This is a genomic window from Micromonospora sp. DT201, assembly GCF_049841575.1.
Taxonomy (GTDB): Bacteria; Actinomycetota; Actinomycetes; order Mycobacteriales; family Micromonosporaceae; genus Micromonospora.
On the sequence record NZ_JBNCKP010000002.1, the window covers coordinates 565,884 to 592,502 of the forward strand.

Genomic DNA, 26,619 nt, shown 5'->3' on the forward strand with positions numbered 1-26,619 from the left:
GGACTTTGCCGAGGAGGGCCATGGCTTCGGATGCGGATTTGATAGGCCGGTCGCTGAATGGCGATGTCGACGCCTTCGTGGAGGTGGTCGAGCGTCATGAGGCCGCCGTCGGTTCGTACCTCGTTCGCCGGGCGGGGCGGGATGCGGCTGAGGACCTCCTGGGCGAGGTGTGGGTTGCGGCGTTCGAGTCGCGGCGGTTGTACGACCGGTCGTACACCGATGCGCGGCCGTGGCTGTACGGGGTGGCACTGAATCGCTTGCGGCGCTACTGGCGGTCCCGGCCGGCCGAGGACCTGGTCGCGGACGTGCCGGACGTGGCTACTGGATGGGATCCGTGGTCGGCGGTGGACCTCGGCGTGGACGCCCGGGCGGTGCTCCGGTCGGCCCTGACGCGGCTCAAACCCGAAGAGCGGGAGGTCCTGAGGCTCGTCGCCTGGGAGGACCTGACCGCAGCCGACGCCGCGCGGGCACTCGGCATACCGGCCGGCACCGCGCGGCGGCTGCTGAGCCAGGCCAGGACGGCATTGCGCGACGCGCCGGGGGTGTCCGCGCTTCTGAAGGACCGCAACGGCGCGAAGGAGAGACACCGATGACCGACGAGCTCGATCTGGTCGGTGCGTTGGGCAGCGCAGAACAACTGCGCCCGGAGGCGTATCAGCGGGCGCGGGCGGTGCTGCGGGCGGCTATGGCCGATCCCGGAACCGTGCGGCTGCTGGGCGCGATATCAGCGGAGGACACGACTATGGAGGCGACTTCAAGTATGGAAACGACGACGACCACGCAGAACCACGAATCCAGCCCGGCGATTCAGCGCCGCCGCCGGATCGGTATCGCGGGCCGATTCGGCATCGGCGCCGGGGTGGGGGTTGCCGCCGCGGCGGCAGTCGTCGCTGTGGTGCTCAACTCTCCGGCGACCGGGGGCATCGAGGCCGGCAAGGTTTCGTCGGCTGCCGCCTCGGGCTCGACCACCGTCGACGGGTCCGCCGAGCGCGCGCCGCTGATGACCCTGGCCGGGTCCATCACGACGGTCACCCCGTCGGCGGGCGACGCGTGGCTGGTGAAGGCGACGCAGGTAAACGGCACCAAGACCATGCAGGTCGTCTACACGCTCTACACCGACGGTCACGCGATCTATACGGGCAACAGCGTGCAGGACATCAAGCGTGCGATCGCCCGTCACCAGGACCAGATGACGGAAGGCGGCTACGCTCCGCTCCTCAAGGCAGCCGTCGCCGCGGCGGACAGCAGCCCGGCCGACGGCCGGACCCAGATGCTCAAGGCAGCCAAGGATCCGCTGGTGGGCCTCGACCCCGCAGCGCAGAAGGCGGTGTGGGACAAGCAGCAGGCGGCCGCCCAGGTGATCATCAAGCAGAAGGGCGGCAACGCCGAGCCGAAGCCGTACAGCCCCGAGGCCGTTGAGCGGCACTTCGACAACGCCCTGTGGACGTTCAGCACCCAAGCGCTGTCCGCTGGCGACGGCAACACGCAGGTCCGGGCCGGTGTGCTGCGACTGCTGTCCACCATCTCCGCGGTCAGCGTCAAGAACTCGACCACCGACGGCAAGGCCACGCTGACGATCACCGCCGGCCCCGAGGTGTTCAGCGGCGTGGCCAGCGAGGTGCTGACCATCGACGCCGAGACCGGCATGCTGGTCAAGGACGTCTCCACCGTGCCGGGCACCCCCCAGGCCTCCACGACGTACGAATCCTCCCGCGTGACGAAGGCCGACCTGTAGGCCGGGAACTCTCCCACCCGCCAGCATTCCGGCTAACGGTGCGGGCCGCCTCCAGGCGGCCCGCACCGTCTTTCTGGTTGTCTCGGTGCGCGAAGCGGGATCGCCCCGCTCGCGCCGATCTTGCAGTTTCGGTCGCTGAGATGCGCGGAACGCCCTTTATGCCGCCACAGCAAGTGCAAGATCGCGGAGAGGGCGCAGCGAGATCCTGGTACCAGCCCGCTCAAGGGGTGTGCGGAGCGAATCACAGCCATGAACACCCCTCCAGGAAGGGGCGCGTCGTCGGCGTAGGCTCGGGGACGTGACGGTGAGCCGGGAGATTGACGACATCCTGCAGCGTGGCGCGGACGGCGGGCGGATCACGCCCGAGGAGGCGTTGCTGCTCTACACCGAGGCGCCCTTCCACGCCCTCGGTGAGGCGGCGGACGCGGTGCGCCGGCGGCGCTACCCGGACAACATCGTCACGTACCTGATCGACCGCAACATCAACTACACGAACGTCTGCGTGACGGCGTGCAAGTTCTGCGCGTTCTACCGCGCGCCCAAGCACAACGAAGGGTGGACCCACCCGACCGAGGAGATCCTGCGCCGTTGCGGCGAGGCGGTCGAGCTGGGCGCTACCCAGGTGATGCTCCAGGGCGGGCACCACCCGGACTACGGCGTGGAGTATTACGAGGAGCTGTTCTCCTCGGTCAAGCAGGCGTACCCGCAGCTGGTCATCCACTCGATCGGCCCGAGCGAGATCCTGCACATGGCCAAGGTCTCCGGTGTGAGCCTGGACGAGGCCATCGCCCGGATCAAGACCGCCGGCCTGGACTCGATCGCCGGTGCCGGCGCGGAGATGCTGCCCGAGCGGCCGCGGAAGGCCATCGCGCCCCTCAAGGAGTCGGGCGAGCGCTGGCTGGAGGTCATGGAGCTGGCCCACCGGCAGGGCATCGAGTCGACCGCCACCATGATGATGGGCACCGGCGAGACGCACGCCGAGCGGATCGAGCACCTGCGCATGATCCGCGACGTGCAGGACCGCACCCGCGGTTTCCGGTCCTTCATTCCGTGGACGTACCAGCCGGAGAACAACCACCTCAAGGGCCGCACCCAGGCGACCACGCTGGAATACCTGCGGCTCGTCGCGGTGGCCCGGCTCTTCTTCGAGACCGTGCCGCACCTGCAGGCGTCCTGGCTGACCACCGGCAAGGACGTCGGGCAGCTCGCGCTGCACATGGGCGTGGACGACCTCGGCTCGATCATGCTGGAGGAGAACGTGATCTCCTCCGCCGGTGCGCGGCACCGCTCCAACCTGCACGAGCTGATCGGCATGATCCGCTCTGCGGACCGGATTCCCGCGCAGCGCGACACCCTCTACAACCGGCTCGCCGTGCACCACACGCCGGCCGACGACCCGACCGACGATCGGGTCGTCTCGCACTTCTCCTCGATCGCGCTACCCGGCGGTGGGGCGGGCAAGTCGCTACCACTGGTCGAGGTCAACTGACGCCGGTCGACGCCCGGCCGTTCGGCTGACCGGGGCTCATGCTTCCTGCCCGGTCGCGTCGGCGGTACGGGTGGTCCCCGCCTCCGCAGCGTCAGGCTGCCTGTGACGGGGTGGTGGAGATGATCGTCGGCGGCTAGCGTCGCGGCTCATATCCGTCGCAATCGTGGAACGGCGAAATCAGCACGACCGAGCTGCTGGCGGATGGTCTGATGGTCCTGTCGTGGGCTGTCCTCCATCGGCCCGCTGAGGGTCGTTCATATAACGCACGGCGGTACGGGCGGGATGGGTGACCATCCCGCCCGTACCGTCTGCTCACATCGGGCCAGACGGATGAAAAGGGTCCCGCACTCTGGTGTGCGTGATCGACCTCCGATAACGTCCGCTCGTTCCGCAACCATTTACTTTTTTCCCTACCCCCGGGGGACTGATGACAGCGTTCCACCGCTCGGCCCTGGCCCGCGCTGGCGTTGTGGCCCTGCTCGCGGCTGGTGGCCTGGCCACTGCGGCTGCCCCAGCGCAGGCCGCCGACCAGGCCGATCTGGCGCTGGTGCCGCTCAGCTACGAGCTGGCCAAGGGCGTCAAGGCGGCCAAGGCAAAGCCGTTCAAGTTCCTGGTCGACAACACCCGGAGCTCGGTCGCCGCCAAGGGCGTCAGCTACACCGTGGACACCAGTCAGTTGAACAAGAAGGTCGGGTTCGTGGTGCCCGACGGCTGCCAGCTGAATGGCGAGACGTTCACCTGCCAACTCGGCGACCTGCCGGCTGGGACGAGCGAAGACTTCGGCATTCCGCTCTTCTCCACCGGTGGTCGCGGTGAGGCCGGCACGTTGGTGGTCACCATCAATTCGGCCACCGCCGACCCCAACCGCGACGACAACACGGTCGAGCACGACATCACGGTCGCCAAGCCCGGCTATGACCTGACCAGTTGGGTGCAGGACGTCTACGCGAACGTCGTGGTGAACGGCGTCCAGGGCGATGATCCCGATCTCAGGCCGGTCAAGCGCGGCGAGACGGTGCCACTGGACTGGGCGGTCTACAACGACGGTAGCCGCAAGGCCACCGGCCTGTCCTACGTGCTCACGCTCCCGGCGGGCGTCACCTTTGCCACCCTGCCGGACACCTGCACGTCGCAGACCTTCGGCGGTGTCGCCCAGGCGCTCTGCCAGGACGACGGCGCGGTGATCAAGCCCGGTGAGTACTACACGGCGGACGTCGAGGTTACGGTCGGCGCGGATGTCACCGAGCCGGTGCTGCGGGTCGGTGAGCTGGTCGCGCAGGGTCTCGACGCTGTGGCCGGTCAGCCCGAGGAGCAGCCTGAGCAGGCAACCAGTGCCCAGCGCAAGGCCTTCACCGAGGTCGACGAGGGAGACAACCAGGCGGTCTTCGATGTCTTCGTCGACCTGACCGCGCAGCCGACCCCGACGCCGACCCCGACCCCGACCGCGACGCCCACCGCCTCCCCGACGCCCACCGCCACGCCGACCCCGGGCGGGACGGCCACCCCGACGCCGGGCGACACGCCGAGCCCGAGCGGTACGACGACGCCGGGCGCGACCACGTCGCCGGCTGCTGGTGGTGGCGGCTCTGGTGGTGGCGGCCTGCCGGTGACCGGTGTGCAGGTCGGCCTGATCGGCGGCATCGGCGGCATCATCCTGCTCGTGGGCGGCGCGCTGTTGGTGCTCTCTCGCCGGCGCAAGGTCGTCATGGTCTCCCCGGCCGACGAGAAGTCGACCGACTGACAACGGCTCGATGCGAAAGGGCGGGGTGGGCGACCACCCCGCCCTTTCGCGTACCGGTCCGGTGCCGCACCACCCAGCGAGCGCGGATCGGTGGTCGGCTGGCAGAGTGGGAGGAGTGAGTCGTAACCCGCAGGGCCAGCGCGCCAGCCTGGACAAGCAGCCGCACGAGGTCGCCGCGATGTTCGACGGCGTGGCCGAGCGCTACGACCTGACCAACACGGTGCTCTCCTTCGGTCAGGACCGCTCGTGGCGCCGGGCTACCCGGGCGGCGCTCGGGCTGCGGCCGGGCGAGCGTGTGCTGGACGTGGGCGCGGGCACCGGCGTCTCGACGAAGGAGTTGGCGCAGTCCGGGGCGTACGCGGTCGGGGCCGACCTGTCGCTGGGCATGCTGCAGATCGGCAAACGGGTACGGCCCGAGGTGCCGCTCCTGGCCGGAGACGCACTGCGGCTGCCGTTCGCCGACGCCAGCTTCGACGCGGTGACCATCTCCTTCGCGCTGCGCAACGTCAACGACACCGACGCCGCCCTGCGGGAGTTGGCTCGGGTGACCCGGCCCGGCGGGCGGCTGGTGGTCTGCGAGTTCAGCACCCCGGTCAACCCGGCCTTCCGGACGGTCTACCTGTCGTACCTGATGCGCTCGCTGCCGGTGGTCGCCCGCGCGGTGTCGAGCAACCCTGAGGCGTACGTCTATCTCGCCGAGTCGGTCCGTGTCTGGCCGGCGCAGGCCGCGCTGGCCGGCCGGGTCGCCGCAGCCGGGTGGGGGCGGGTGGCGTGGCGCAACCTGACCGGTGGCGTGGTGGCCCTGCACCGGGGGATCCGCGAGTAGTTGGCGGCACGCACCGCGCGAGATGGGCACGGATCTTATTCAGGTTCCGTGAATATCGGCCTTTAGTCCACTTTGCCCCGTACGCTCGTTCGCATGACCGGATCAGACCCGGCGGACCCGGTGGCCGCCACCGACGACGACGCGGCCGAACTCATCGCGCAGTTGCGCGCGTTGGCCGGAGCTGATCCCGGGGAAGTCCGGCAGGTGGTCGCCGAGGTGTTGGCGGCGCTGGATCGGGCGGCAGGTGGCGCGCTCCGCGAGCATCTGCCGGAGACCATCCGCGTCGATGCGGGTCTGGACGCCCCCAGCCCGGCATGACACCTGGCCGCTGTGGACGGTCGCGGGCTGTCACATCGGCGAATTAGGTACCCCTGATCCTGCGCAGGTATGACGCCGGTCATACACTCGTCCCGTCTGGCTTGTGAAGGATTTCACGAGCGTGCGGGAGGAGGCGCGGATGACCGCGGTAGAACACGACGCCGACGTCATTGTGGTGGGCGCCGGTCCCGGTGGGTCAGCGACTGCGTACCACCTGGCTCGGCACGGCGTACGGGTGTTGCTGTTGGAGAAGACCGAGTTCCCGCGGGAGAAGGTCTGCGGCGACGGGCTGACCCCGCGTGCGGTGCGCCAGCTTATCCGGATGGGTGTCGACACCTCACCGGAGGCGGGCTGGCTGCACAACCGGGGCCTGCGGGTCATCGGCGGCGGAGTACGCCTCGAACTGGACTGGCCCGAGCTCGCCAGCTTCCCCAACTACGGCCTGGTCCGAACGCGACTGGACTTCGACGATCTGCTCGCCCGGCAGGCGGTGGCCGCCGGCGCCAAACTGCGCACCAACGTCAACGTGCTGGGCCCGGTGCTCGACGGCGACGGCCGGGTCACCGGCGTCGAGGCGGAGGTCGGCCCGGGCAAGGAGCCCACCACCTTCCATGCCCCGCTTGTCGTTGCGGCGGACGGGGTCTCCGGCCGGTTCCCGCTCGCGCTCGGGCTGGCCAAGCGGGAGGACCGGCCGCTCGGCGTGGCCGTCCGCCGCTACTACCGCTCCCCGGCCAAGGCCGACGACAACTACCTCGAGTCCTGGCTGGAGCTGCGCAGCAAGGACAGCGGCGACAACCTACTGCCCGGGTACGGCTGGATCTTCGGCCTTGGTGACGGGCGGGTCAACGTCGGCCTCGGCGTGCTCAACTCGTCCTCCGCGTTCGGCAAGACCAACTACCGCCGGCTGCTCACCGACTGGCTCGCCAACACCCCGCAGGACTGGGGGATGACCGACGAGACCAACGCCGACGGCCCGATCCTCGGCGCCGCGCTGCCGATGGGCTTCAACCGGGTGCCCCACTACACCCGCGGAATGCTGCTGGTCGGCGACTCGGGCGGCATGGTCAACCCGTTCAACGGCGAGGGCATCGCGTACGCGATGGAGTCCGGCGAGTTGGCCGCGGAGGTCATGGTTCAGGCCCTCGCTCGGCCGGCCGGCCCGGAGCGGGAGCGGGCGCTGATGGCGTACCCGAACCAGCTGAAGGCCCGGCTCGGCGGCTACTACCGGTTGGGCGGCATCTTCGTGAAACTGATCGGCCGCCCGGAGATCATGCGGATCGCCACCAAACACGGCATGCCGCACCCCACGCTGATGCGCTTCGTGCTGAAGCTTCTGGCCAACCTGACCGACCCGCGCGGCGGGGATGCGATGGACCGGGTCATCAATGCGATGACGAAGGCTGCGCCAGCCGTGTAGCGCGAGGAGTGAGCTTGCGAGCCCCGCAGTCGCGAACGAAAGCGGGAGCCGTGTAAGGAGGACGGCATCGGAGCTGGTCACAGCCTCGGGCCGACAAAGATCGACCCCCGCCGACTGCCACTGCGAGGGACGTGAATAGTGTGATTTTCGTCAAGCACCGAGGGCAGGGAAGGACGAGCAGGAGAAAACGATGTCGCTCTCGCCTTACGCACCGATCATCGGGCTGTTCGCCCTCGCCGCGGCGTTCTCGCTGTTTTCCGTTGGCGCCGCCCGCTTTGCCGGTCCCCATCGCTACAACAAGGCCAAACTCGAGGCTTACGAGTGCGGCATCGAGCCCAGCCCGCAGCCGGTCGGCGGCGGCCGGTTCCCGATCAAGTTCTACCTGACGGCGATGCTCTTCATCGTCTTCGACATCGAGATCATCTTCCTCTACCCCTGGGCGGTCACGTTCGACGCTCTGCCGATCTTCGGCTTCGTGGAGATGGTCCTGTTCATCGTCGCGGTCTTCGTTGCGTACGCCTACGTGTGGCGGCGCGGCGGCCTGGACTGGGACTGAGGAAGGAACGTCAGATGGGCATCGAGGAGAAGCTTCCCGCCGGCGTCCTGCTCACCTCGGTGGAGAAGCTGGTCAACTGGTCTCGGAAGTCGTCCGTGTGGGGCGCAACCTTCGGCCTGGCCTGCTGCGCCATCGAGATGATGGCCGCCGGTGGTCCGCACTACGACATGGGTCGCTGGGGCATGGAGGTCTTCCGGGCGTCGCCCCGGCAGGCCGACCTGATGATCGTGGCAGGCCGGGTGAGTCAGAAGATGGCCCCGGTGCTGCGCCAGATCTACGACCAGATGGCCGAGCCCCGCTGGGTGCTCTCGATGGGCGTCTGCGCCAGCAGCGGCGGCATGTTCAACAACTACGCGATCGTGCAGGGCGTCGACCACGTGGTGCCGGTCGACATGTACCTGCCCGGCTGCCCGCCCCGGCCGGAGATGCTCATCGACGCGATCCTCAAGCTCCGCGAGAAGATCATGTATGAGCCGCTGGGCCCGAACGGCCGCAAGATGCTGGCTGCCCGCCAGGAGCGCGGCGATGTTCCGGTCGTGCCGTACGGCTCCATGCCCTCCTCGTACCGAAGCGACAAGGCGCGGCGTGCCGAGTGGACCCGAGCGGTCCGCGAGGGCCGCGAGGAGCAGCTGCGGATCGAGAACTGGATGAACGCGCAGAACCACCTCCACCCGCAGGCAGGCCCCAAATGAGCGACAAGCCCAACGACGGCGGCGTACCGGTGCCGGTGGTGCCGGCCGGCGCCTCCAGTGGTGCCCCCGCCGAGTTGCCTCCCGCCAGCCCTGCTGGGCGCGGGATGTTCGGCAATCACGGCACCGGCGACGTGTCCGGCTACGGCGGCCTGGTCCGCCAGCGCCAGCCCATCGAGGAGACCCCCCGGCCGTACGGGGGCTACTTCGATGAGGTACGCGACGCGTTGGAGGAGGCGTACCCGGCCTTCGGTGACGCGATCGAGAAGGTCGTGGTCGACCGGGGTGAGCTGACCCTGCACGTACGCCCGGAACGGATCGCCGAGGTCTGCCAGGTGATGCGGGACGACCTGGCGCTGCGGTTCGAGCTGTGCTCCTCGGTGTCCGGTGCGGACTACCTGGGCGCCGACGAGCGCCGGCTGCACGTGATCTACCTGCTCACCTCGATGACGTACCGGCGGCGGGTCCGACTGGAGGCCGCAGTCTCCGTGGAGGCCCCGCACCTGCCCAGCGTGACCGCGATCTACCCGACCGCGGACTGGCAGGAGCGGGAGGCGTACGACATGTTCGGCATCGTCTTCGACGGCCACCCCAACCTGACCCGGATCCTCATGCCGGACGACTGGGAGGGTCACCCGCAGCGCAAGGACTACCCGCTCGGCGGCGTCCCCGTCGAGTACAAGGGCGCGGAGATCCAGCCGCCGGACAAGCGGAGGTCGTACCAGTGACGACGTCGAACTACGCCAGCGAGCACGAGACCACCGAAGGTCGGGTCTTCACCGTCACCGGTGGGGACTGGGACACGATCGTCGCGGGCACCGACCCGATCAACGACGAGCGGATCGTGGTCAACATGGGTCCGCAGCACCCGTCCACGCACGGGGTGCTGCGGCTGATCCTGGAGCTGGAGGGCGAGACGGTCCGCGAGGCCCGGTCCGTCGTCGGCTACCTGCACACCGGCATCGAGAAGAACCTCGAATACCGCAACTGGGTCCAGGGCTCGACGTTCGTGACCCGGATGGACTACCTCGCCCCGATCTTCAACGAGACGGCGTACGCCCTCGCCGTCGAGAAGCTGCTCGGCATCACCGATGACGTGACCGAGCGGGCCACCACCATCCGCGTGCTGATGATGGAACTCAACCGGATCTCGTCGCACCTGGTCTGGCTGGCCACCACCGGCATGGAGCTCGGCGCGATCTCGATCATGCTGTACGGCTTCCGCGAGCGGGAGTACATCCTCGACATCTTCGAGACCATCACCGGCCTGCGGATGAACCACGCGTACGTCCGGCCGGGCGGCGTGGCGCAGGACGTGCCGGACGAGGCGATCGTCAAGATCCGCGATTTCCTCAAGATGATGCCGAAGAAGCTCAAGGAGTACGAGGACCTCCTCTCCGGTCAGCCGATCTGGACCGAGCGTACGAAGAACGTCGCGGTGCTGGACGTGACCGGCTGCGTGGCGCTCGGCATCACCGGGCCGGTGCTGCGTTCCGCAGGCCTCGCATGGGACCTGCGCAAGACGATGCCGTACTGCGGTTACGAGACGTACGAGTTCGACGTGCCGACCCACCCCGACGGTGACGTGTGGGGCCGCTACCAGGTCCGGCTCGCCGAGATCCGGGAGTCGATGAAGCTAGTCGAGCAGGCACTCGACCGGCTCCGTCCGGGCCCGGTGATGGTCGCGGACCGCAAGATCGCCTGGCCGGCGCAGCTGGCCATGGGCGTCGACGGCATGGGCAACTCGCTGGAGCACGTCGCCAAGATCATGGGTCAGTCGATGGAGTCGCTGATCCACCACTTCAAGCTGGTGACCGAGGGCTTCCGGGTCCCGCCCGGCCAGGTGTACGTCGCCATCGAGGCGCCCCGCGGCGAGTTGGGCGTACACGCGGTCTCCGACGGTGGCACCCGACCCTACCGGGTGCACTACCGGGAGCCGAGCTTCGTCAATCTCCAGGCCCTCCCGGCGATGGCCGAGGGTGGCCTGATCGCCGACGTGATCGCCGGCGGTGCCTCGTTGGACCCGGTGATGGGCGGGTGTGACAGGTGAGTGCGAGGAGTGAGCTTGCGAGCCCCAGCCGCCCGCGCGAGGAGAGAGCGGAGCGAGCCCCGCAGTCGCGGGCAGACGCCAGTCTAGTCGCGAACGGGAAGGCGACGCCGATGAGTGTTTTCACTGAAGAGACCCGGGAGCGGGCGCGCGAGATCATCGCCCGTTACCCGGCGGACCGGTCCCGCTCGGCGTTGCTGCCGCTGCTGCACCTGGTGCAGGCCGAAGAGGGGTACGTCTCCCCGGCCGGGGTCACGTTCTGCGCCGAGGTGCTGGGCTTGAACAAGGCCCAGGTCGGCGCGGTGGCCACCTTCTACACGATGTACAAGCGCAAGCCGACCGGTGACTTCCTGGTCAGCGTCTGCACCAACACGATGTGCAATGTGCTCGGCGGCCAGGAAATCTACGACACCCTCTCCGAGCACCTGGGTGTCGGGCACGACGAGACGACCGCCGACGGCACGATCACGCTGGAGCACGCCGAGTGCCTGGCCGCGTGTGACTACGGCCCGGTGATGACTGTCAACTACGACTTCTTCGACGGCGTGGACCCGTCCACCGCGATCGGTGTGGTCGACGAGCTGCGGGCGGGCGAGCGGCCGATGCCGACCCGTGGTGCCCGGCTCTGCACCCTCAAGGAAATGGCGGTGCAGCTCGCCGGTTTCGCCGACGATCGCGACGGCGCGGTCGCCGACGGCGGCCCGGGCGAGCCCACCCTGCGCGGGCTGCGGCTGGCACAGCAGCACGGTGTCTCGGTGCCGGGCTTCGACCCGAACACCCCGATCCGCAGCAAGGCGGAGGCGGACAAGGCGGCGGCGAAGGCCAAGGCCGCCGAGGCCACCGCGAAGGCCGTCGAGCCCGCCAAGCCGGACAGCCCGGTGAAGGGTGGCGACGGCGCTTCCGCCACGGTGCCGGCGGAGACTTCGCCGCCCGGCCCGCGCCACGCGCAGAAGGCAGAGGCCGCCGGGGTGGCGGCAAACCCGCCGGCCAGCGACGGCAAACCCGCCGGTGACGCCACTGGCCCGCAGGAGCGCAACCTCAACGATGCGTCGGCGAGCGCCGGTGGCGCGAACTCCGCCGCCGAGAGCGAAACGGGGGCCCAGAAGTGACCACTCCCCGCCCGGAGACGCTGGCCAAGCTGACGCCGGTGCTGACCAAGCGCTGGCTGTCACCGGATGCCTGGCGCATCGGCACGTACGAGCAGTTGGACGGTTATGCCGCACTGCGCAAGGCGCTCAAGGCCCACCCGGACGACCTGATCCAGCTGATCAAGGACTCCGGGCTGCGTGGCCGAGGCGGCGCCGGCTTCCCCACCGGCCTCAAGTGGGGCTTCATCCCGCAGGGCGACGGCAAGCCGCACTACCTGGTGGTCAACGCCGACGAGGGCGAGCCGGGCACCTGCAAGGACCTGCCGCTGATGACCCACGACCCGCACGCGCTGGTCGAGGGCGTGATCATCGCGTCGTACGCGATCCGGGCCAACCGCGCCTACATCTACATCCGGGGCGAGGCGGTGCACGCCGCGCGCCGGCTGCGCAGCGCCGTCCAGGAGGCGTACGACAAGGGTTATCTCGGCCGGAACATCCTGCGCACCGGCTACGACCTGGAGTTGGTGGTGCACTCCGGCGCCGGGGCGTACATCTGCGGCGAGGAGACGGCGCTGCTGGACTCGCTGGAGGGGTTCCGGGGTCAGCCTCGGCTGCGTCCGCCGTTCCCGGCCACCCACGGCCTGTACGCGAGCCCGACGGTGGTGAACAACGTCGGCACCATCGCCAGCGTGCCGCCGATCGTGCTCGGTGGGGCCGACTGGTGGAAGTCCATGGGCACCGAGAAGTCCTCCGGGCCGATGATCTACTCGCTGTCCGGCCGGGTCGCCAATCCCGGCCAGTACGAGTGCTCGATGGGCGTCACGCTGCGGGAGCTGCTGGAGCTGGCCGGCGGGATGCAGCCCGGGCACAACCTGCGGTTCTGGACCCCGGGTGGATCGTCCACCCCGTTGCTCGCCGCCGAGCACCTGGACGTGCCGCTGGACTTCGAGGGTGTGGCGGCGGCCGGCTCGATCCTGGGCACCACGGCCACCCAGATCTTCTCCGACCAGGACTGCCCGGTGTACGCGACGTACCGGTGGCTGGAGTTCTACCACCACGAGTCGTGCGGCAAGTGCACCCCGTGCCGCGAGGGCAACTACTGGATGGTCCGGGTCTACCGGCGGATCCTCGCCGGGCAGGGCACCCACGAGGACCTGGACACCCTGCTGGACACCTGCGACAACATCCTCGGCCGATCGTTCTGTGGTCTGGGTGACGGCGCGACCAGCTCGGTGACCTCGTCACTGAAGTACTTCAAGCAGGACTACCTCGACTACATCGAGGGACGGACCGCACCGAAGCTGTCAGAGAAGACCTTGGTGGGGGCTCACTGATGAGCGCGAGGAACGAGCTTGCGAGTCCCGCAGTCGCGAATGGAAGGCGACTCTGATGACCGATGTAGCCAAGCAGACCGAGACCGTCACGCTCACCATCGACGGCGTCGAGGTCACCGCCCCCAAGGGGACGCTGCTGATCCGGGTCGCCGAGCAGATGGGCACCGAGATCCCCCGGTTCTGCGACCACCCGCTGCTGGCTCCGGCCGGCGCGTGCCGGCAGTGCCTGGTCGAGGTGGAGGGGCAGCGCAAGCCGGTCGCCTCCTGCACCCAGACCGTCGCCGACGGCATGGTCGTTCGCACGCAGATCACCTCCCCGGTCGCCAAGAAGGCGCAGGAGGGGGTGATGGAGCTGCTGCTGCTCAACCACCCGCTGGACTGCCCGATGTGTGACAAGGGCGGCGAGTGCCCGCTGCAGAACCAGGCGATGTCCACCGGCCGCACCGACTCGCGCTTCCACGAGCACAAGCGGGAGTACGAGAAGCCGATGGCGATCAGCAGCCAGGTGCTGCTGGACCGGGAGCGCTGCGTGCTCTGCCAGCGGTGCACCCGGTTCTCCGAGGAGATCGCCGGCGACAAGTTCATCGATCTGATGGGCCGGTCGTCCGCCGAGGAGATCAACATCTACCGGGACGACGCGTACGGCGAAGAGGGCGACGCCGGTGGAGACGTCCCGTTCAACTCCTACTTCTCCGGCAACACCGTGCAGATCTGCCCGGTGGGCGCCCTGACCGGTGCCCAGTACCGTTTCCGGGCTCGCCCGTTCGACCTGGTCTCCAGCCCGAGCGTCTGCGAGCACTGCTCGGCCGGCTGCGGGCAGCGCACCGACTGGCGGCGCGGCAAGGTGCTGCGGCGGCTGGCCGGCGACGAGCCGGCGGTGAACGAGGAGTGGAACTGCGACAAGGGCCGGTGGGGCTTCCAGTACACCCGGGCCACCGACCGGCTGACCACCCCGCTGGTCCGCGACGAGCGCACCGGTGAGCTGCGCGAGGCTTCCTGGAGCGAGGCACTCACCGTGGCCGCCGAGGGGCTGCACGCGGCACGGGAGAGCGGGCAGGGCACGGCGGTGCTCACCGGCGGCCGGCTGACGGTCGAGGACGCGTACGCGTACGCGAAGTTCGCCCGGGTCGCGTTGAACACCAACGACATCGACTTCCGGGCCCGGCCGGTCTCCCGCGAGGAGGCCGACTTCCTGGCCAGCTCGGTCGCCGGGGTCACCGACGTCACCTACACCGACGTGGAGAACGCGCCGGCGGTCGTGCTGGTCGGCCTGGAGCCGGAGGAGGAGTGCCCGATCCTCTTCCTGCGGCTGCGCAAGGCGTACCTGAAGAAGACCCTGACGGTGTACGCGCTGGCGCCGTTCGCCACCCGCGGCCTGGAGAAGCTCGGTGCCAAGCTGGCCCGGGTCGTGCCGGGCGAGGAGGCCAGCGTGCTCGCCGAGCACGCCACGGTCTCCGAGGCGCTGAGCGCGCCGGGCGCGATCCTGATCGTCGGTGAGCGGCTGGCCAGCGTGCCGGGCGGGCTCTCCGCGGCGGCGGACGTGGCCCGGCGTACCGGCGCGAAGCTTGCCTGGGTGCCGAGGCGCGCGGGTGACCGAGGCGCGGTCGACGCGGGCTGCCTGCCCAACCTGCTCCCCGGTGGGCGGCTTGTCACCGAGCCGGCCGCACGGGCCGAGCTGGGTGAGGCGTGGGACATTCCGGCCGGGGTGATCCCGAGCCAGGCCGGTCGGGACACCGACGGCATCCTCGCCGCCGCGGCCAACGGCCAGCTCGGCGCGCTGGTCGTCGGCGGTGTCGACCCGGCCGACCTGGCCGACCCGCGACTTGCCGAGTCGGCCCTGGACGCGGTGCCGTTCCTGGTCAGCCTGGAGCTGCGCAGCAGCGCGGTGACCCGGCGGGCGAACGTGGTGCTGCCGATCGCCCCGGTGGTCGAGAAGGCCGGCAGCTTCCTGGACTGGGAGGGCCGGCTGCGCCCGTTCGAGCCGGTGTTGAACACCGCGGCGATGACCGATGGTCGGGTGCTCGACGCGCTGGCCGCGCTGCTCGACGTGCGGCTCGGCACCGCGGACGTGCCGAGCGTGCGTCGCGAGCTGGGCACGCTGCCGGCGACGCGTACGTCTCGGCCGGCCGCGCCGTCGGTGGCGCCGGGCCGGGTGCCGCAGCCGGGCAACGGGGAGGCCGTGCTGGCCACCTGGCACCAGCTGGTCGACCTCGGCACCCTGACCGAGGGCGACGAGAACCTCGCCGGCACTGCCCGCCCGCCGGTGGTTCGGCTGGGCAAGGGCACCGCCGAGGCACTCGGTGTCGTCGACGGCGACGCGGTCACGGTCGGCACCGACCGGGGGGCACTGACCCTGCCGGCTGAGCTCACCGAAATGCCGGACGGCGTGGTCTGGCTGCCGACCAACTCACCCGGCTCGACCGTGCGACGCAGCCTCGGGGCGACGTCCGGCGCGGTCGTCCGGATCTCCGTCCCCGCACCGAGTTCGGCCATCCCGGCCGGGCGCGTGGCGGCCGACGAGACCGGCCTCCCGGGTTCGAAGCTCAACGCTGGGGGTGTTCAGTGAGCGCCGCAGTCGCGAACGAAAGGTGGGCACTGTGAGTCTCCTCCTCGCCCAGGATCCGACGCTGGCCGACTTCGGCCAGGATCCGTGGTGGCTGGTCCTCGGCAAGATCGTCTTCGCGTTCGCCTTCGGTCTGCTGGCCACCCTGCTCGGTGTCTGGTTCGAGCGGCGCGTGGTCGGCTACATGCAGGTGCGGCCCGGCCCCAACCAGGTCGGTCCGTTCGGCCTGCTGCAGACCCTCGCCGACGGCCTGAAGATGGCCTTCAAGGAGGACATCCTGCCGAAGGCGGCCGACAAGGTCGTCTACTTCTTCGCCCCGACCATCTCGGTGATCTGCGCGGTCACCGCTCTGTCGGTGGTGCCGTTCGGCCCGATGGTGAGCATCTTCGGCCACCACACGGCGTTGCAGGTCACCGACGTGCCGGTCGCGGTGCTGCTGCTGCTGGCCTGCTCCTCGATGGGCATCTATGGCTCCGTGCTGGGTGGGTGGGCCTCCGGCTCGACCTACCCGCTCCTCGGTGGCCTGCGGTCGAGCGCCCAGATGATCTCCTACGAGGTCGCCATGGGGCTGAGCATCGTGGCGGTCTTCATGACGGCCGGCACGATGAGCACCAGCGGGATCGTCGCCGCTCAGGGCGACGCCACGCGGCTGACCATCAACGGCTGGGAGATCCCGGCGCCGGGCTGGTACGCGATCCTGCTGCTGCCCAGCTTCGTCATCTTCTTCATCGCCACCGTGGGTGAGACCAACCGGGCGCCGTTCGACCTGCCCGAGGCCGAGTCCGAGCTGGTCGCGGGCTTCATGACGGAATACAGCTCGCTGAAGTTCGCGCTCTTCATGCTCAGCGAGTACGTCGCGATGGTGACCATGTCAGCGGTCACCACCACGCTGTTCCTCGGTGGCTGGCGAGCGCCGTGGCCGATCACCATCTGGGAGGGCGCCAACTCCGGTTGGTGGCCGATGCTCTGGTTCTTCGGCAAGGTGATCGCGCTGGTCTTCGTCTTCGTGTGGCTGCGCGGCACGCTGCCCCGGCTGCGCTACGACCAGTTCATGCGCCTCGGCTGGAAGGTGCTGCTGCCGATCAACCTGGTCTGGATCCTGGTCCTGTCGGGCCTCCGGTCCATCGAAGACTGGGACTCGCGCGGCAAGGTGATCGCCGTCGGCATCCCGGCGGGCCTCCTGCTGATCGCCACGCTGTTCTGGCCCAGCCGCCGCCCGCAGCCCAAGCCGACGGCACAGGAACAGGTCGACAGCCGGCCGTACGGAAGCTTCCCGCTGCCACCAATGGATCTACAGGTACCACCGAGCCCGCGCATCACGCGCGTGGTCGCCGAGCGGGAGCCGGCCAACATCGTCGCCGGCTCGGACTCCAGGGAGGTGTGACGTGGGCGCGATCACCGGAACGTTCAAGGGATTCGGTGTCACCTTCTCGCACATGTTCAGGAAGGTCGTCACGACCGACTACCCGTTCAAGCCGCCGGTGTCGGCGCCGCGCTATCACGGGCGGCACATCCTCAACCGGCACCCGGACGGCCTGGAGAAGTGCATCGGCTGCGAGCTGTGCGCCTGGGCCTGCCCGGCGGACGCGATCTACGTCGAGGGTGGCGACAACACCGACGAGCAGCGCTTCTCGCCGGGTGAGCGGTACGCCAGCATCTACCAGATCAACTACGCCCGGTGCATCTTCTGCGGGCTGTGCATCGAGGCCTGCCCGACCCGGTCGCTCACGATGAGCAACGAGTACGAGTTGGCCCGGGACAACCGGCAAGACCTGATCTTCACCAAGGAGCAGTTGCTCGCGCCGCTGCTTGAGGGCATGGAGCAGCCGCCGCACCCGATGCGGCTGGGTGACAGCGAGAAGGACTACTACGTCGGCGCGCTGGACAACCCGGGCACGTCCGCCGGTGCGGAGACGTCCCCGATGAGCCCCGGCCGCTACGAGGTCGAGGAGCACCCCGGCGTGACGTTCCCGGGTGCCGAGCAGGCCGCCCAGCGCGTGGCGGCAGGCAAGGGAGAGGGAGCATGACCACGTCTACGGTCCTCGCCGCGGCGGGTTCGGTGTCCGGCGGCGAGGCGGTCACCTTCTGGATCCTCGCGCCGCTCGCGCTGATCGGCGGGATCGGGATGGTGGCCGCGCGCAACGCCGTGCACTCGGCGCTCTGGCTGGTGCTGACCATGCTCTGCCTGGGCGTGTTCTACGTGCTCCAGGCCGGTCCGTTCATCGGCATGGTGCAGATCATCGTCTACACCGGCGCGATCATGATGCTGTTCCTCTTCGTGCTGATGCTTGTCGGTCGGGACTCCACGGACTCGCTGATCGAGACGCTGCGCGGCCAGCGGGTCGCCGCGATCCTGCTCGGCCTGGGCTTCGCCGGCCTGGTGGGCACTGGCGTCTACCAGGCGCTGGAGAAGACCACCGCGGTCGGCCTGGAGCAGGTCAACGCGGAGGGGAACGTGCAGGGCATCGCCCGGCTGCTGTTCACCAAGTACGTGTTCGCGTTCGAGCTGACCTCGGCGCTGCTGATCACCGCGGCGGTCGGTGCCATGGTGCTGGCCCACGTCGAGCGGCGCAAGCAGGACAAGATCGACCAGCCGTCGACGATGCGGGCTCGCTTCGCCCCGGGCAACTACCCCGGCCCGAAGCCCGGCCCGGGCGTCTTCGCGACCTCCTCCTCGGTGGCCACGCCGGCCCGGTTGCCCGACGGCCGCCTGACCGACCGCAGCACGCCGGCGATCCTTCCGCAGCGCGAGCTGACCGCCGAGGAGACCGCGCTGAAGGGGACGAACAACTAATGGATACGTTCTTCTCGGTCGAGCCGAACTACTACCTGGTCCTCGCCGCGGTGCTGTTCACCATCGGCGCCGCCGGGGTGCTGATCCGGCGCAACGCGATCGTGCTGTTCATGTGCGTGGAGCTGATGCTCAACGCGGCCAACCTGACGCTGGTCACCTTCAGCCGGATCAACGGTGACCTCAACGGCCAGATCATGGCGTTCTTCGTGATGGTGGTGGCGGCGGCCGAGGTAGTGGTCGGGCTCGCGATCATCATGTCCATCTTCCGGACGCGACGCTCGGCGAGTGTCGACGACGCCAACCTGCTCAAGTACTAAGGGGCCCACCGGTGGAAGAGACTGTGGAATACGCCCAGGCCACGGGGCTGCTCGGGGGCGTCTGGCTGCTGGTGGCGATCCCGCTGCTCAGCGCGGCCATCCTGCTGCTGCTCGGTCGGCGTGCCGACCGCTGGGGGCACTGGTTGGGCGTCGCCGCCATCGGTGCCGCGTTCGTGCTCGGCCTGTCGTTCTTCTTCCAGTTGCGTGGCCTGGAGAACAAGTCGGTCGAGCTGAGCCTCTGGGACTTCATCGCGGTCGGTGACCTGCGCGTCGACTTCGGCCTGCTGTTCGACCCGCTGGCCGCGGTCTTCGTGCTGCTGATCACCGGGGTGGGTTTCCTGATCCACCTGTACGCGGTGGAGTACATGGCGCACGACGCGGGCCGTCGCCGGTTCTTCGCGTACTTCAACCTGTTCGTCGCGGCGATGCTGCTGCTGGTGCTCGGCAACAACTACGTGATGCTCTACTTCGGCTGGGAGGGCGTCGGTCTGGCGTCGTACCTGCTGATCTCCTTCTGGACCGAACGGCCGAGCGCGGCCACCGCCGGCAAGAAGGCGTTCCTGATGAACCGGGTCGGCGACGCCGGCCTGGCCATCGGCATCTTCATCATGTTCGCCACGCTGGGCACCACGCAGTACGACGAGGTGTTCAACGGTGTCGGTTCGCTGACCGGCGCCACCGTGCTGGTCCTCGGCCTGTTGCTGCTGCTCGGTGCGACCGGCAAGTCCGGTCAGTTCCCGCTGCAGGCGTGGTTGCCGGACGCGATGGAGGGCCCGACCCCGGTGTCGGCGCTCATCCACGCGGCCACCATGGTCACCGCGGGTGTCTACCTGATCGCCCGCTCCAACCCGATCTTCTCCGCCAACTCGACCCTCCAGCTCGTGGTGCTCAGCGTCGGTGCGCTCACCCTGCTGGTGGGCTGCATCATCGGTGCGGCGAAGGACGACATCAAGCGGGTGCTCGCCTGGTCGACGGTGAGCCAGATCGGTTACATGTTCGTCGGTGTCGGCCTGGGCGGTGGCGCGTACGCGTTGGCGATCATCCACCTGCTGGCACACGGATTCTTCAAGGCCAACATGTTCCTGGGCGCAGGCTCGGTCATGCACGGCATGAAGGACCAGGTGGACATCCGGCGCTTCGGTGGCCTCTGGAAGCACATGAAGATCACTTGGCTGACCTTCATGATGGGCTGGCTGGCGATCATCGGCTTCCCGGGCCTCTCCGGCTACTTCTCGAAGGAACCGATCATCGCGAGCGCCTTCGAGCGGGAGGACTGGACCGCCTGGCTCTTCGGCGGTGCGGCGCTGCTCGGCGCCGGGCTGACCGCGTTCTACATGACCCGGCTCTTCGTGCTCACGTTCCACGGCCCGAAGCGGTGGACCGAGGACATCGAGCATCCGCACGAGTCGCCGATGCTGATGACCATCCCGCTGATCCTCCTGGCGGTTGGGTCGATGGCGGCCGGCGGACTGATGGTCTGGAACGGCGGCGTCGCCTCCTGGTTGACTCCGGTGCTCGGCGAGGAAGCCGCCGGCGAGGCGCACGGGGTGCTCTCCCACGAGGTGGTCACCATCCTGTCGCTGCTGGTCACCGCGCTCGGCGCGGGCCTGGCCTGGTTCCTGTTCCGGGCTGGCACGGCCACCGCGCCGCAGCCGGCCGGGGTGCTGGTCACCGCCGCCCGGCGCAACCTCTACACCGACGCGGTCAACGAGGCGGTCTTCGAGAAGCCGGGCATCTTCCTCACCCGGGCCCTGGTCTACCTCGACAACCGGGGCATCGACGGGCTCGTCAACGGGCTCGCCGCCGCGGTCGGCGGGGGCTCGGGTCGGCTTCGGCGGATGCAGACCGGCTTCGTCCGCTCGTACGCCACCTCGATCCTGGCCGGTGCGCTGCTGGTGATGGCGGCGTTCCTGGCGGTGCAGGCGGGGTGGTTGGCGTGATCGACCTCTTTCCGGCCGCCCGTGCCGGCGGACCACGCAGTGACGACGGAGGTAAGGCCGCATAATGTCCAACTTCCCGTTCCTCTCGGTGCTCACCGTGGCGCCACTGGTGGGCGCCCTGGTGGTGGCCTTCCTGCCGCGCCACCGGCCGGAGCTGGCCAAGCAGGTGGCGTTCGCCTGGTCGCTGCTCGTGCTGGTGCTCTCGGTGGTGATGTGGGTCAGCTTCAACGCCGGCGGTGACCGTTTCCAGTTCCGCGAGTCGTACTCGTGGATCCCGAACTGGGGTGTCAGCTTCACCTTCGCCGCCGACGGCATCGCGCTGGTGATGCTGATGCTGATCGCGGTGCTGGTGCCGCTGGTGATCCTGGCGTCCTGGCACGACGCCGAGTCGTCGAAGCGGTCGGTGCCCGTCTACTTCGCGCTGCTGCTGGTCCTCGAGTGCACGATGATCGGCGTCTTCGCGGCCGCCGACGTCTTCCTGTTCTACGTGTTCTTCGAGGTCATGCTGGTCCCGATGTACTTCCTCATCGGCAGCTACGGCGGCCACCAGCGGCAGTACGCGGCCGTGAAGTTCTTCCTCTACTCCCTCGTCGGCGGCCTCTTCATGCTGGCCGCGGTGATCGGGCTGTGGGTGGTCGGTGGAAAGACCTTCGACTGGCAGGCTCTCTCGCAGGTCGACATCAGCACCGGCACCGAGCGTTGGCTGTTCCTCGGCTTCTTCCTCGCGTTCGCCATCAAGGCCCCGTTCTTCCCGTTCCACACCTGGCTGCCCGATGCCGGTGGTGCGGCCCCGGCGGGCGCCGCAGCACTGCTCGTCGGTGTGCTCGACAAGGTCGGCACGTTCGGGATCCTGCGCTACTGCCTGCCGCTGTTCCCTGAGGCGTCGAAGTGGTTCGCGCCGTGGGCGCTGGCGCTGGGCGTGATCGGCATCGTCTACGCCGCGCTGCTGGCGGTCGGCCAGAACGACCTCAAGCGGCTGGTGTCGTACACCTCGATCGCGCACTTCGGTTTCATCGGGGTGGGCATCTTCGCGTTCACCACGCAGGCCGGCACTGGTGCGGTGCTCTACATGCTCAACCATGGTCTGGCGACCGGCCTGCTGTTCCTGGTGGTCGGCATGCTGATCTCCCGGCGAGGCTCGTCGCTGATCAGCGACTTCGGTGGTGCCGGCAAGTTGGTGCCGTTGCTCGCCGGGGTGCTCTTCTTCGCCGGTCTCGCCTCGCTCGCGCTGCCGGGGACCGCGCCGTTCATCTCCGAGTTCCTGGTGCTGATCGGCACCTTCACGGTGAACAAGCCGGTGGCCGTCATCGCCACGGTCGGCATCATCCTGGCCGCCGCGTACGTGCTGTGGATGGTGCAGCGCACCACCCAGGGCACGCTCAACCCGGCGCTGACCGAGGTCGACGGCATGCGCCGGGACCTCAACCTGCGCGAGAAGGTCGTGGTCGCCCCATTGATCGCACTGATCGTGCTGCTCGGCTTCTTCCCCAAGCCGGTCACTGACGTGATCAACCCGGCCGTCCAGGCGACCATGGACGACATCGGCAGAACCGACCCGGCCCCGTCCGTGGGCGGCACCGTCCAGGAGGCAGGCCGGTGAGCGCGAGGAGTGAGCTTGCGAGCCCCATCCGCCCGCGCGAGGAGAGAGCGAAGCGAGCCCCGCAGTCGCGGGCAACGTGTTGCGCAGTCGCGAACGAAAGGCCGGCACTGTGACCGAGCTGAACCTGCCGTCGATCAACTATTCGGCGGTCTCTCCGATCCTGATCATGCTGGGTACCGCGCTGCTCGGTGTGCTGGTGGAGGCATTCGTGCCTCGGCGTTGGCGACACGTGGTGCAGCTGACGCTGGCGCTGCTGGCGGTGCTCGCGGCGCTGACCATGGTGGTCCTCAACGCCGACGAGCGGATCATCACCGCCGGCCAGGCCCTCGCGATCGACGGGCCGACGCTCTTCCTCCAGGGCGCGATCCTGGTGCTGGCCGCGATGGCGCTGCTGCTGATCGGTGACCGCTCGGTGGAGCGGGGCGGGGCGTTCGTCGCCCAGGCGGCGGTGACCGCCGAGTCGGCCGACGACAGGCGGCAGGCCGAGGGGCGCAACGGCCTCACCGAGGTCTACCCCCTCGCCACGTTCGCGATCGGCGGCATGCTGATCTTCGTGGCGGCGAACGACCTGCTGACCATGTTCATCGCGCTTGAGGTCTTCTCCCTGCCGCTCTACCTGCTCTGCGCGCTGGCCCGTCGCCGGCGCCTGCTGAGCCAGGAGGCGGCGATGAAGTACTTCCTGCTCGGCGCGTACGCCTCCGCGTTCTTCCTGTTCGGCGTGGCCCTGATCTACGGCTTCACCGCAGGCACCCCGGGCCGCACGGCTGGCGTCGACTTCGCCACCATCGACGCGGCGGTGACCGGTTCGCCGGCCAGTCAGGTGCTGCTTTTCGCCGGCATGGCGCTGCTCTCCATCGGCCTGCTCTTCAAGGCCGCGGCGGCACCGTTCCACGTCTGGACTCCGGACGTCTACCAGGGTGCGCCGACCCCGGTCACCGGCTTCATGGCGGCCTGCACCAAGGTCGCCGCGTTCGGTGCGCTGCTGCGCGTCTTCCACGTCGCGTTCGCCGACGCCTCCTGGGACTTCACGCCGGTCCTCGGCGCGGTGGCGGTGCTGACCATGTTGGTCGGTGCGGTGCTCGCGGTCACCCAGACCGACATCAAGCGGCTGCTCGCGTACTCCTCGATCGCCAACGCCGGCTACCTGCTGGTCGGTGTGCTGGCGCCGAGCCGTGACGGGCTCTCCGGCACGATGTTCTACCTGGTCGCGTACGGCTTCTCGGTGCTGGCCGCGTTCGCGGTGGTGACCCTGGTGCGTGACGCCGACGGGGAGGCCACCCACCTGTCCCGTTGGGCCGGGCTGGGCCGGCGGTCGCCGTTCTTCGCAGGGCTGTTCACCTTCATCCTGCTGGCCTTCGCCGGTATCCCGCTGACCAGCGGCTTCACCAGCAAGTTCGCCATCTTCGGCCCGGCGCTGGAGGGCGGTCAGGCCTGGTTGGTGATCGCCGGTGTGCTGACCAGCATGGTGCTGGCGTTCCCGTACCTGCGGGTCGTGGTGATGATGTGGCTCTCCGAGCCGGGCGAGTCCACCCCGACGGTCACGGTGCCCGGTGGGCTCACCGCCGCCGCGCTGATGATCGGCGTGCTGGCCACTCTGGTGCTCGGTGTCGCCCCGGCGCCGCTGCTCGATCTGGCTACCGGAGCTGCCGAATTCGTTCGTTGACCGAGGGTTCGATCACCGAGGGCCGGCACGTGTTCACGTGCCGGCCCTCGGTGCGTATCCCCGACCCGGAGCAGGTCGAACGCATGTGGCATGGTTGATAGCGTGGTGAATCCGGCGGGCGAGCGTTCAGGTGCCTCCGGCTCCGGCGGTCGGCGGGGTCGGGCGAGCACGAGTCAGTTTGGCGCGGTCGGTCTCAACCTCGTCGATCCTCGCGTCGAGGCGTCCGTGCTGGGTGTGCTGGACGCGGTCGAGGTCGAGTTGCGGGCCAGTGTGGCCAGCTCCGACCCGTTCGTCACCGAGGCTGCCCGGCACCTCGTCGAGGCCGGCGGGAAGCGCTTCCGGCCGCTGCTTGTGGCGCTCGGAGCCCAGTTCGGTGACCCCAGTGGCCCGCAGGTGGTCCCGGCTGCCGTGGTGATGGAGCTCACCCACCTCGCCACGCTCTACCACGACGACGTGATGGACGAGGCTGCCGTCCGCCGGGGCGCGCCGAGCGCGAACTCCCGCTGGACCAACTCGGTCGCCATCCTGGTCGGCGACTACCTCTTCGCCCGGGCGGCGGACATCGCCGCCGAGCTGGGCCCCGAAGCGGTCCGGTTGCAGGCGCGCACCTTCGCCCGCCTGGTGCACGGCCAGATCGCAGAGACCGTGGGGCCGCGCCCGGGCGACGATCCGGTGGCTCACTACCTGCACGTGATCGCCGAGAAGACCGGCTCGCTGATCGCCACATCGGCCCGTTTCGGCGGCATGTTCGGTGGCGCCCCCGTGCAGCACGTCGAGGCCCTCGCCGGATACGGCGAGACGATCGGCGTCGCCTTCCAGCTCTCCGACGACCTGCTGGACATCGCCTCCGAGTCGGTGCAGTCGGGCAAGACGCCCGGCACGGACCTGCGCGAGGGTGTCCCGACGTTGCCGGTGCTCTACGCCCGCGCGGCGGACGACTCCGACGCGTCCTCGATGCGTCTGCGGGAAATCCTGGCGACCGGTGCGCTGACCGATGACGCCCTGCACGCGGAGGCGTTGGGGCTGCTGCGGGAGAGCCCGGCGCTCAAGCGGGCCCGGGAAACCGTTCGCAGTTACGCCGAGGACGCCCGTGCGCGCCTGGCCCCGCTTCCGCAGGGCCCGTCCCGCCAGGCTCTCGAATCGCTCTGCGACTACATCGCCGACCGCACCAGCTGATCCGCGTCCGCGCTCGCCTCGGCGGCGACGCGGGTCAACAGGCGGCTGCCGACGAGCATGAGGGCGGCGGCGAGCAGCATCGCCACCGCTGCGGTTGTCCACATGGCGGGGTAGCCGAGGTGAGCGGCGAGTGGGCCGAGGCTCAGCGGGCCGAGACAGCCGCCCGCGTACACCCCGGTCTGGGTGATCGAGGTGGCGGCGGCCGGTGACTGTGGGTGGAGCCGGACCACCGCGAAGTTCATCAGGCCGGGCCAGGCCCAACCCAGGCCGAAGCCGAGCAGCACGCCGGCCACCAGCGGCACCGCGCCGGTCATCGCGAGAAGGCCCAGGCCGGCCGCGCCGACGACGAGCATCGCCGCGATGAGGGCGACGTGACCGGTGTCGCGGCGATCGGCCAGCCAGCCGGCACCCACCCGGGCCACCATGCAGACCGCGCTGCCCAGGGTCAGGGTGAGGCCGGCGAGGCCCGGCGACAGCCCGCGAGCCGCGGCGGAGTCCACCAGGAAGGTGCCCAGCGCGTTGGCCGCGGCCGCGGCCAGTGTCGCCGCCGCGCCGATCACCACCAGCGCCGTGGTCGCCCGGCCAGCGCGCGTTGCGCCGGCCCGCCGCGCCAGGCCGGGCAACTGCCGGGGTACGGCGGGCAGCGTCGTCAACGCGGCGACGGCGGCGGCCACGAACGCCCAGCGCCAGCCGACGGTGAGCGCGATGGTGGGCACCGCAGCCCCGGCCAGCAGGGTGGAGAACGGAATGGCGGCCTGCTTGACGCCGAACGACAGCCCTTGCCGCCGGGCCGGCACATGCTGGGCCAGCGCGGCGTTGCTGGCCAACTGGCCGAGCGCGTTCGCCGCAGCGCTGAGCGCCAGCAGCCCGACCAGCACCGGGTACGACCGGGCGAGAGCGGCCACGGCCAGCATCGACCCGGCGGCCAGCAGGATGCCGCAGCGGGCCACCAGGGCCGGCCCGTACCGCTCGACCAGGCGGCCGGAGGGCACCGAGGCCAGCGCGCTGACCCCGAAGTAGACGGCCACGGCCAGGCCCAGGCCGGCCGGGGAGAAGTTCAGGTCCGTGCCCATCTGCACGGCGAGACCGCCGAGCAGGAAGACGGGCAGTACGCAGGCCACGGTGGTGACGACTGCGCCAGCACTCGCCCTGATCGGGCGGGGCCGGGCGCTTGGCGTTTCGGGAGTGAGGTCGGTGTTGGTCATCGTCCGGCAAACCTACGCGAATCCTGCTCAGACCACTCTTGGTGACCGACGGGGCACAAGCTGTGGATGGTGATCTGGCATCCTCCACCCGAACGGGCATTTCACACCGGGCCTGTTTTTC

Annotated in this window: 23 protein-coding genes; 22 read left to right on the top strand and 1 reads right to left on the bottom strand. The window is 69.5% G+C overall.

Translation table 11 applies throughout. The features are described 5' to 3' along the window. The first annotated feature begins 20 nt into the window (after positions 1–20). From ACLQ28_RS06495 to ACLQ28_RS06600, 22 genes are all read left to right on the top strand, one after another. Positions 21–593: an RNA polymerase sigma factor gene (locus tag ACLQ28_RS06495; RefSeq protein WP_425685255.1), complete on the top strand. Its 573-nt coding sequence runs from the start codon at positions 21–23 to the stop codon at positions 591–593. Beyond that, positions 590–1,735 carry a hypothetical protein gene (locus ACLQ28_RS06500; RefSeq protein WP_425685256.1) on the top strand — a complete coding sequence of 382 codons (1,146 nt, stop codon included), beginning with the start codon at positions 590–592 and terminating at the stop codon, positions 1,733–1,735. Before ACLQ28_RS06495 ends, ACLQ28_RS06500 begins: the two co-directional genes overlap by 4 nt. 298 nt (positions 1,736–2,033) lie before the next feature. Continuing rightward, positions 2,034–3,224, top strand: coding sequence for a cyclic dehypoxanthinyl futalosine synthase (gene mqnC / locus ACLQ28_RS06505; RefSeq protein ID WP_425685257.1), 1,191 nt, complete (start codon positions 2,034–2,036; stop codon positions 3,222–3,224). A 427-nt stretch (positions 3,225–3,651) separates the two neighbouring features. Further along, positions 3,652–4,965 carry an LPXTG cell wall anchor domain-containing protein gene (locus ACLQ28_RS06510; protein WP_425685258.1) on the top strand — a complete coding sequence of 438 codons (1,314 nt, stop codon included), beginning with the start codon at positions 3,652–3,654 and terminating at the stop codon, positions 4,963–4,965. Positions 4,966–5,080: 115 nt separating this feature from the next. After that, complete coding sequence (locus ACLQ28_RS06515) at positions 5,081–5,791, top strand: demethylmenaquinone methyltransferase (RefSeq protein ID WP_425685259.1); 711 nt, start codon at positions 5,081–5,083, stop codon at positions 5,789–5,791. 93 nt (positions 5,792–5,884) lie between these two features. Next, positions 5,885–6,109, top strand: a complete 225-nt coding sequence (locus tag ACLQ28_RS06520; RefSeq protein WP_425685260.1) for a hypothetical protein — start codon at positions 5,885–5,887, stop codon at positions 6,107–6,109. Positions 6,110–6,248: 139 nt separating this feature from the next. Further along, a complete protein-coding gene (locus ACLQ28_RS06525; protein WP_425685261.1) occupies positions 6,249–7,526 on the top strand; it encodes a geranylgeranyl reductase family protein in 1,278 nt (425 codons plus the stop codon). 190 nt (positions 7,527–7,716) lie between these two features. After that, on the top strand, positions 7,717–8,082 hold the full coding sequence (locus ACLQ28_RS06530) for an NADH-quinone oxidoreductase subunit A (protein ID WP_334629974.1): 366 nt from the start codon (positions 7,717–7,719) through the stop codon (positions 8,080–8,082). 14 nt (positions 8,083–8,096) lie between these two features. Beyond that, positions 8,097–8,774 (top strand): NuoB/complex I 20 kDa subunit family protein, encoded by a 678-nt coding sequence (locus tag ACLQ28_RS06535; RefSeq protein ID WP_030486262.1) that lies wholly within the window; start codon positions 8,097–8,099, stop codon positions 8,772–8,774. Continuing rightward, on the top strand, positions 8,771–9,499 hold the full coding sequence (locus tag ACLQ28_RS06540; RefSeq protein WP_425685262.1) for an NADH-quinone oxidoreductase subunit C: 729 nt from the start codon (positions 8,771–8,773) through the stop codon (positions 9,497–9,499). The genes ACLQ28_RS06535 and ACLQ28_RS06540 overlap by 4 nt, the downstream gene beginning before the upstream one ends. After that, entirely contained in the window at positions 9,496–10,821 is a 1,326-nt protein-coding gene (locus ACLQ28_RS06545; RefSeq protein WP_425685263.1) for an NADH-quinone oxidoreductase subunit D, read from the top strand. Before ACLQ28_RS06540 ends, ACLQ28_RS06545 begins: the two co-directional genes overlap by 4 nt. 110 nt (positions 10,822–10,931) lie before the next feature. Next, entirely contained in the window at positions 10,932–11,927 is a 996-nt protein-coding gene (nuoE, locus tag ACLQ28_RS06550) for an NADH-quinone oxidoreductase subunit NuoE (RefSeq protein ID WP_425685264.1), read from the top strand. Continuing rightward, positions 11,924–13,240, top strand: a complete 1,317-nt coding sequence (nuoF, locus tag ACLQ28_RS06555) for an NADH-quinone oxidoreductase subunit NuoF (protein WP_425685265.1) — start codon at positions 11,924–11,926, stop codon at positions 13,238–13,240. Before nuoE ends, nuoF begins: the two co-directional genes overlap by 4 nt. A 55-nt stretch (positions 13,241–13,295) precedes the next feature. Further along, positions 13,296–15,806: an NADH-quinone oxidoreductase subunit G gene (locus ACLQ28_RS06560; protein ID WP_425685266.1), complete on the top strand. Its 2,511-nt coding sequence runs from the start codon at positions 13,296–13,298 to the stop codon at positions 15,804–15,806. 31 nt (positions 15,807–15,837) lie between these two features. Further along, a complete protein-coding gene (nuoH, locus tag ACLQ28_RS06565) occupies positions 15,838–17,187 on the top strand; it encodes an NADH-quinone oxidoreductase subunit NuoH (RefSeq protein WP_425685267.1) in 1,350 nt (449 codons plus the stop codon). A 1-nt stretch (position 17,188) separates the two neighbouring features. After that, a complete protein-coding gene (nuoI, locus tag ACLQ28_RS06570) occupies positions 17,189–17,830 on the top strand; it encodes an NADH-quinone oxidoreductase subunit NuoI (protein ID WP_425685268.1) in 642 nt (213 codons plus the stop codon). Continuing rightward, positions 17,827–18,597, top strand: a complete 771-nt coding sequence (locus tag ACLQ28_RS06575; protein ID WP_425685269.1) for an NADH-quinone oxidoreductase subunit J — start codon at positions 17,827–17,829, stop codon at positions 18,595–18,597. Before nuoI ends, ACLQ28_RS06575 begins: the two co-directional genes overlap by 4 nt. Next, a complete protein-coding gene (gene nuoK / locus ACLQ28_RS06580; protein WP_204942998.1) occupies positions 18,597–18,914 on the top strand; it encodes an NADH-quinone oxidoreductase subunit NuoK in 318 nt (105 codons plus the stop codon). The genes ACLQ28_RS06575 and nuoK overlap by 1 nt, the downstream gene beginning before the upstream one ends. Before the next feature lie 11 nt (positions 18,915–18,925). Continuing rightward, positions 18,926–20,854 (top strand): NADH-quinone oxidoreductase subunit L, encoded by a 1,929-nt coding sequence (gene nuoL, locus ACLQ28_RS06585; RefSeq protein ID WP_425685270.1) that lies wholly within the window; start codon positions 18,926–18,928, stop codon positions 20,852–20,854. Between the two features lie 64 nt (positions 20,855–20,918). Beyond that, complete coding sequence (locus ACLQ28_RS06590; RefSeq protein WP_425685271.1) at positions 20,919–22,454, top strand: NADH-quinone oxidoreductase subunit M; 1,536 nt, start codon at positions 20,919–20,921, stop codon at positions 22,452–22,454. Between the two features lie 109 nt (positions 22,455–22,563). Continuing rightward, complete coding sequence (gene nuoN / locus ACLQ28_RS06595; protein ID WP_425685272.1) at positions 22,564–24,117, top strand: NADH-quinone oxidoreductase subunit NuoN; 1,554 nt, start codon at positions 22,564–22,566, stop codon at positions 24,115–24,117. A gap of 90 nt (positions 24,118–24,207) precedes the next feature. Then, positions 24,208–25,293 (top strand): polyprenyl synthetase family protein, encoded by a 1,086-nt coding sequence (locus tag ACLQ28_RS06600; protein WP_425685273.1) that lies wholly within the window; start codon positions 24,208–24,210, stop codon positions 25,291–25,293. On the opposite strand, the gene ACLQ28_RS06605 is transcribed toward ACLQ28_RS06600, so the two are convergent. Beyond that, positions 25,269–26,498 carry an MFS transporter gene (locus ACLQ28_RS06605; protein WP_425685274.1) on the bottom strand — a complete coding sequence of 410 codons (1,230 nt, stop codon included), beginning with the start codon at positions 26,496–26,498 and terminating at the stop codon, positions 25,269–25,271. The genes ACLQ28_RS06600 and ACLQ28_RS06605 overlap by 25 nt on opposite strands. Between the last annotated feature and the right edge of the window lie 121 nt (positions 26,499–26,619).

Coding starts and splice junctions, on each gene's coding strand:
- ACLQ28_RS06495 (WP_425685255.1), top strand. CDS start 21: ATGGCTTCGGATGCGGATTTGATAGGCCGGTCGCTGAATGGCGATGTC.
- ACLQ28_RS06500 (WP_425685256.1), top strand. CDS start 590: ATGACCGACGAGCTCGATCTGGTCGGTGCGTTGGGCAGCGCAGAACAA.
- ACLQ28_RS06510 (WP_425685258.1), top strand. CDS start 3,652: ATGACAGCGTTCCACCGCTCGGCCCTGGCCCGCGCTGGCGTTGTGGCC.
- ACLQ28_RS06520 (WP_425685260.1), top strand. CDS start 5,885: ATGACCGGATCAGACCCGGCGGACCCGGTGGCCGCCACCGACGACGAC.
- ACLQ28_RS06525 (WP_425685261.1), top strand. CDS start 6,249: ATGACCGCGGTAGAACACGACGCCGACGTCATTGTGGTGGGCGCCGGT.
- ACLQ28_RS06530 (WP_334629974.1), top strand. CDS start 7,717: ATGTCGCTCTCGCCTTACGCACCGATCATCGGGCTGTTCGCCCTCGCC.
- ACLQ28_RS06535 (WP_030486262.1), top strand. CDS start 8,097: ATGGGCATCGAGGAGAAGCTTCCCGCCGGCGTCCTGCTCACCTCGGTG.
- ACLQ28_RS06540 (WP_425685262.1), top strand. CDS start 8,771: ATGAGCGACAAGCCCAACGACGGCGGCGTACCGGTGCCGGTGGTGCCG.
- nuoE (WP_425685264.1), top strand. CDS start 10,932: ATGAGTGTTTTCACTGAAGAGACCCGGGAGCGGGCGCGCGAGATCATC.
- ACLQ28_RS06560 (WP_425685266.1), top strand. CDS start 13,296: ATGACCGATGTAGCCAAGCAGACCGAGACCGTCACGCTCACCATCGAC.
- ACLQ28_RS06575 (WP_425685269.1), top strand. CDS start 17,827: ATGACCACGTCTACGGTCCTCGCCGCGGCGGGTTCGGTGTCCGGCGGC.
- nuoK (WP_204942998.1), top strand. CDS start 18,597: ATGGATACGTTCTTCTCGGTCGAGCCGAACTACTACCTGGTCCTCGCC.
- ACLQ28_RS06590 (WP_425685271.1), top strand. CDS start 20,919: ATGTCCAACTTCCCGTTCCTCTCGGTGCTCACCGTGGCGCCACTGGTG.
- ACLQ28_RS06600 (WP_425685273.1), top strand. CDS start 24,208: ATGGTTGATAGCGTGGTGAATCCGGCGGGCGAGCGTTCAGGTGCCTCC.
- ACLQ28_RS06605 (WP_425685274.1), bottom strand. CDS start 26,498: ATGACCAACACCGACCTCACTCCCGAAACGCCAAGCGCCCGGCCCCGC.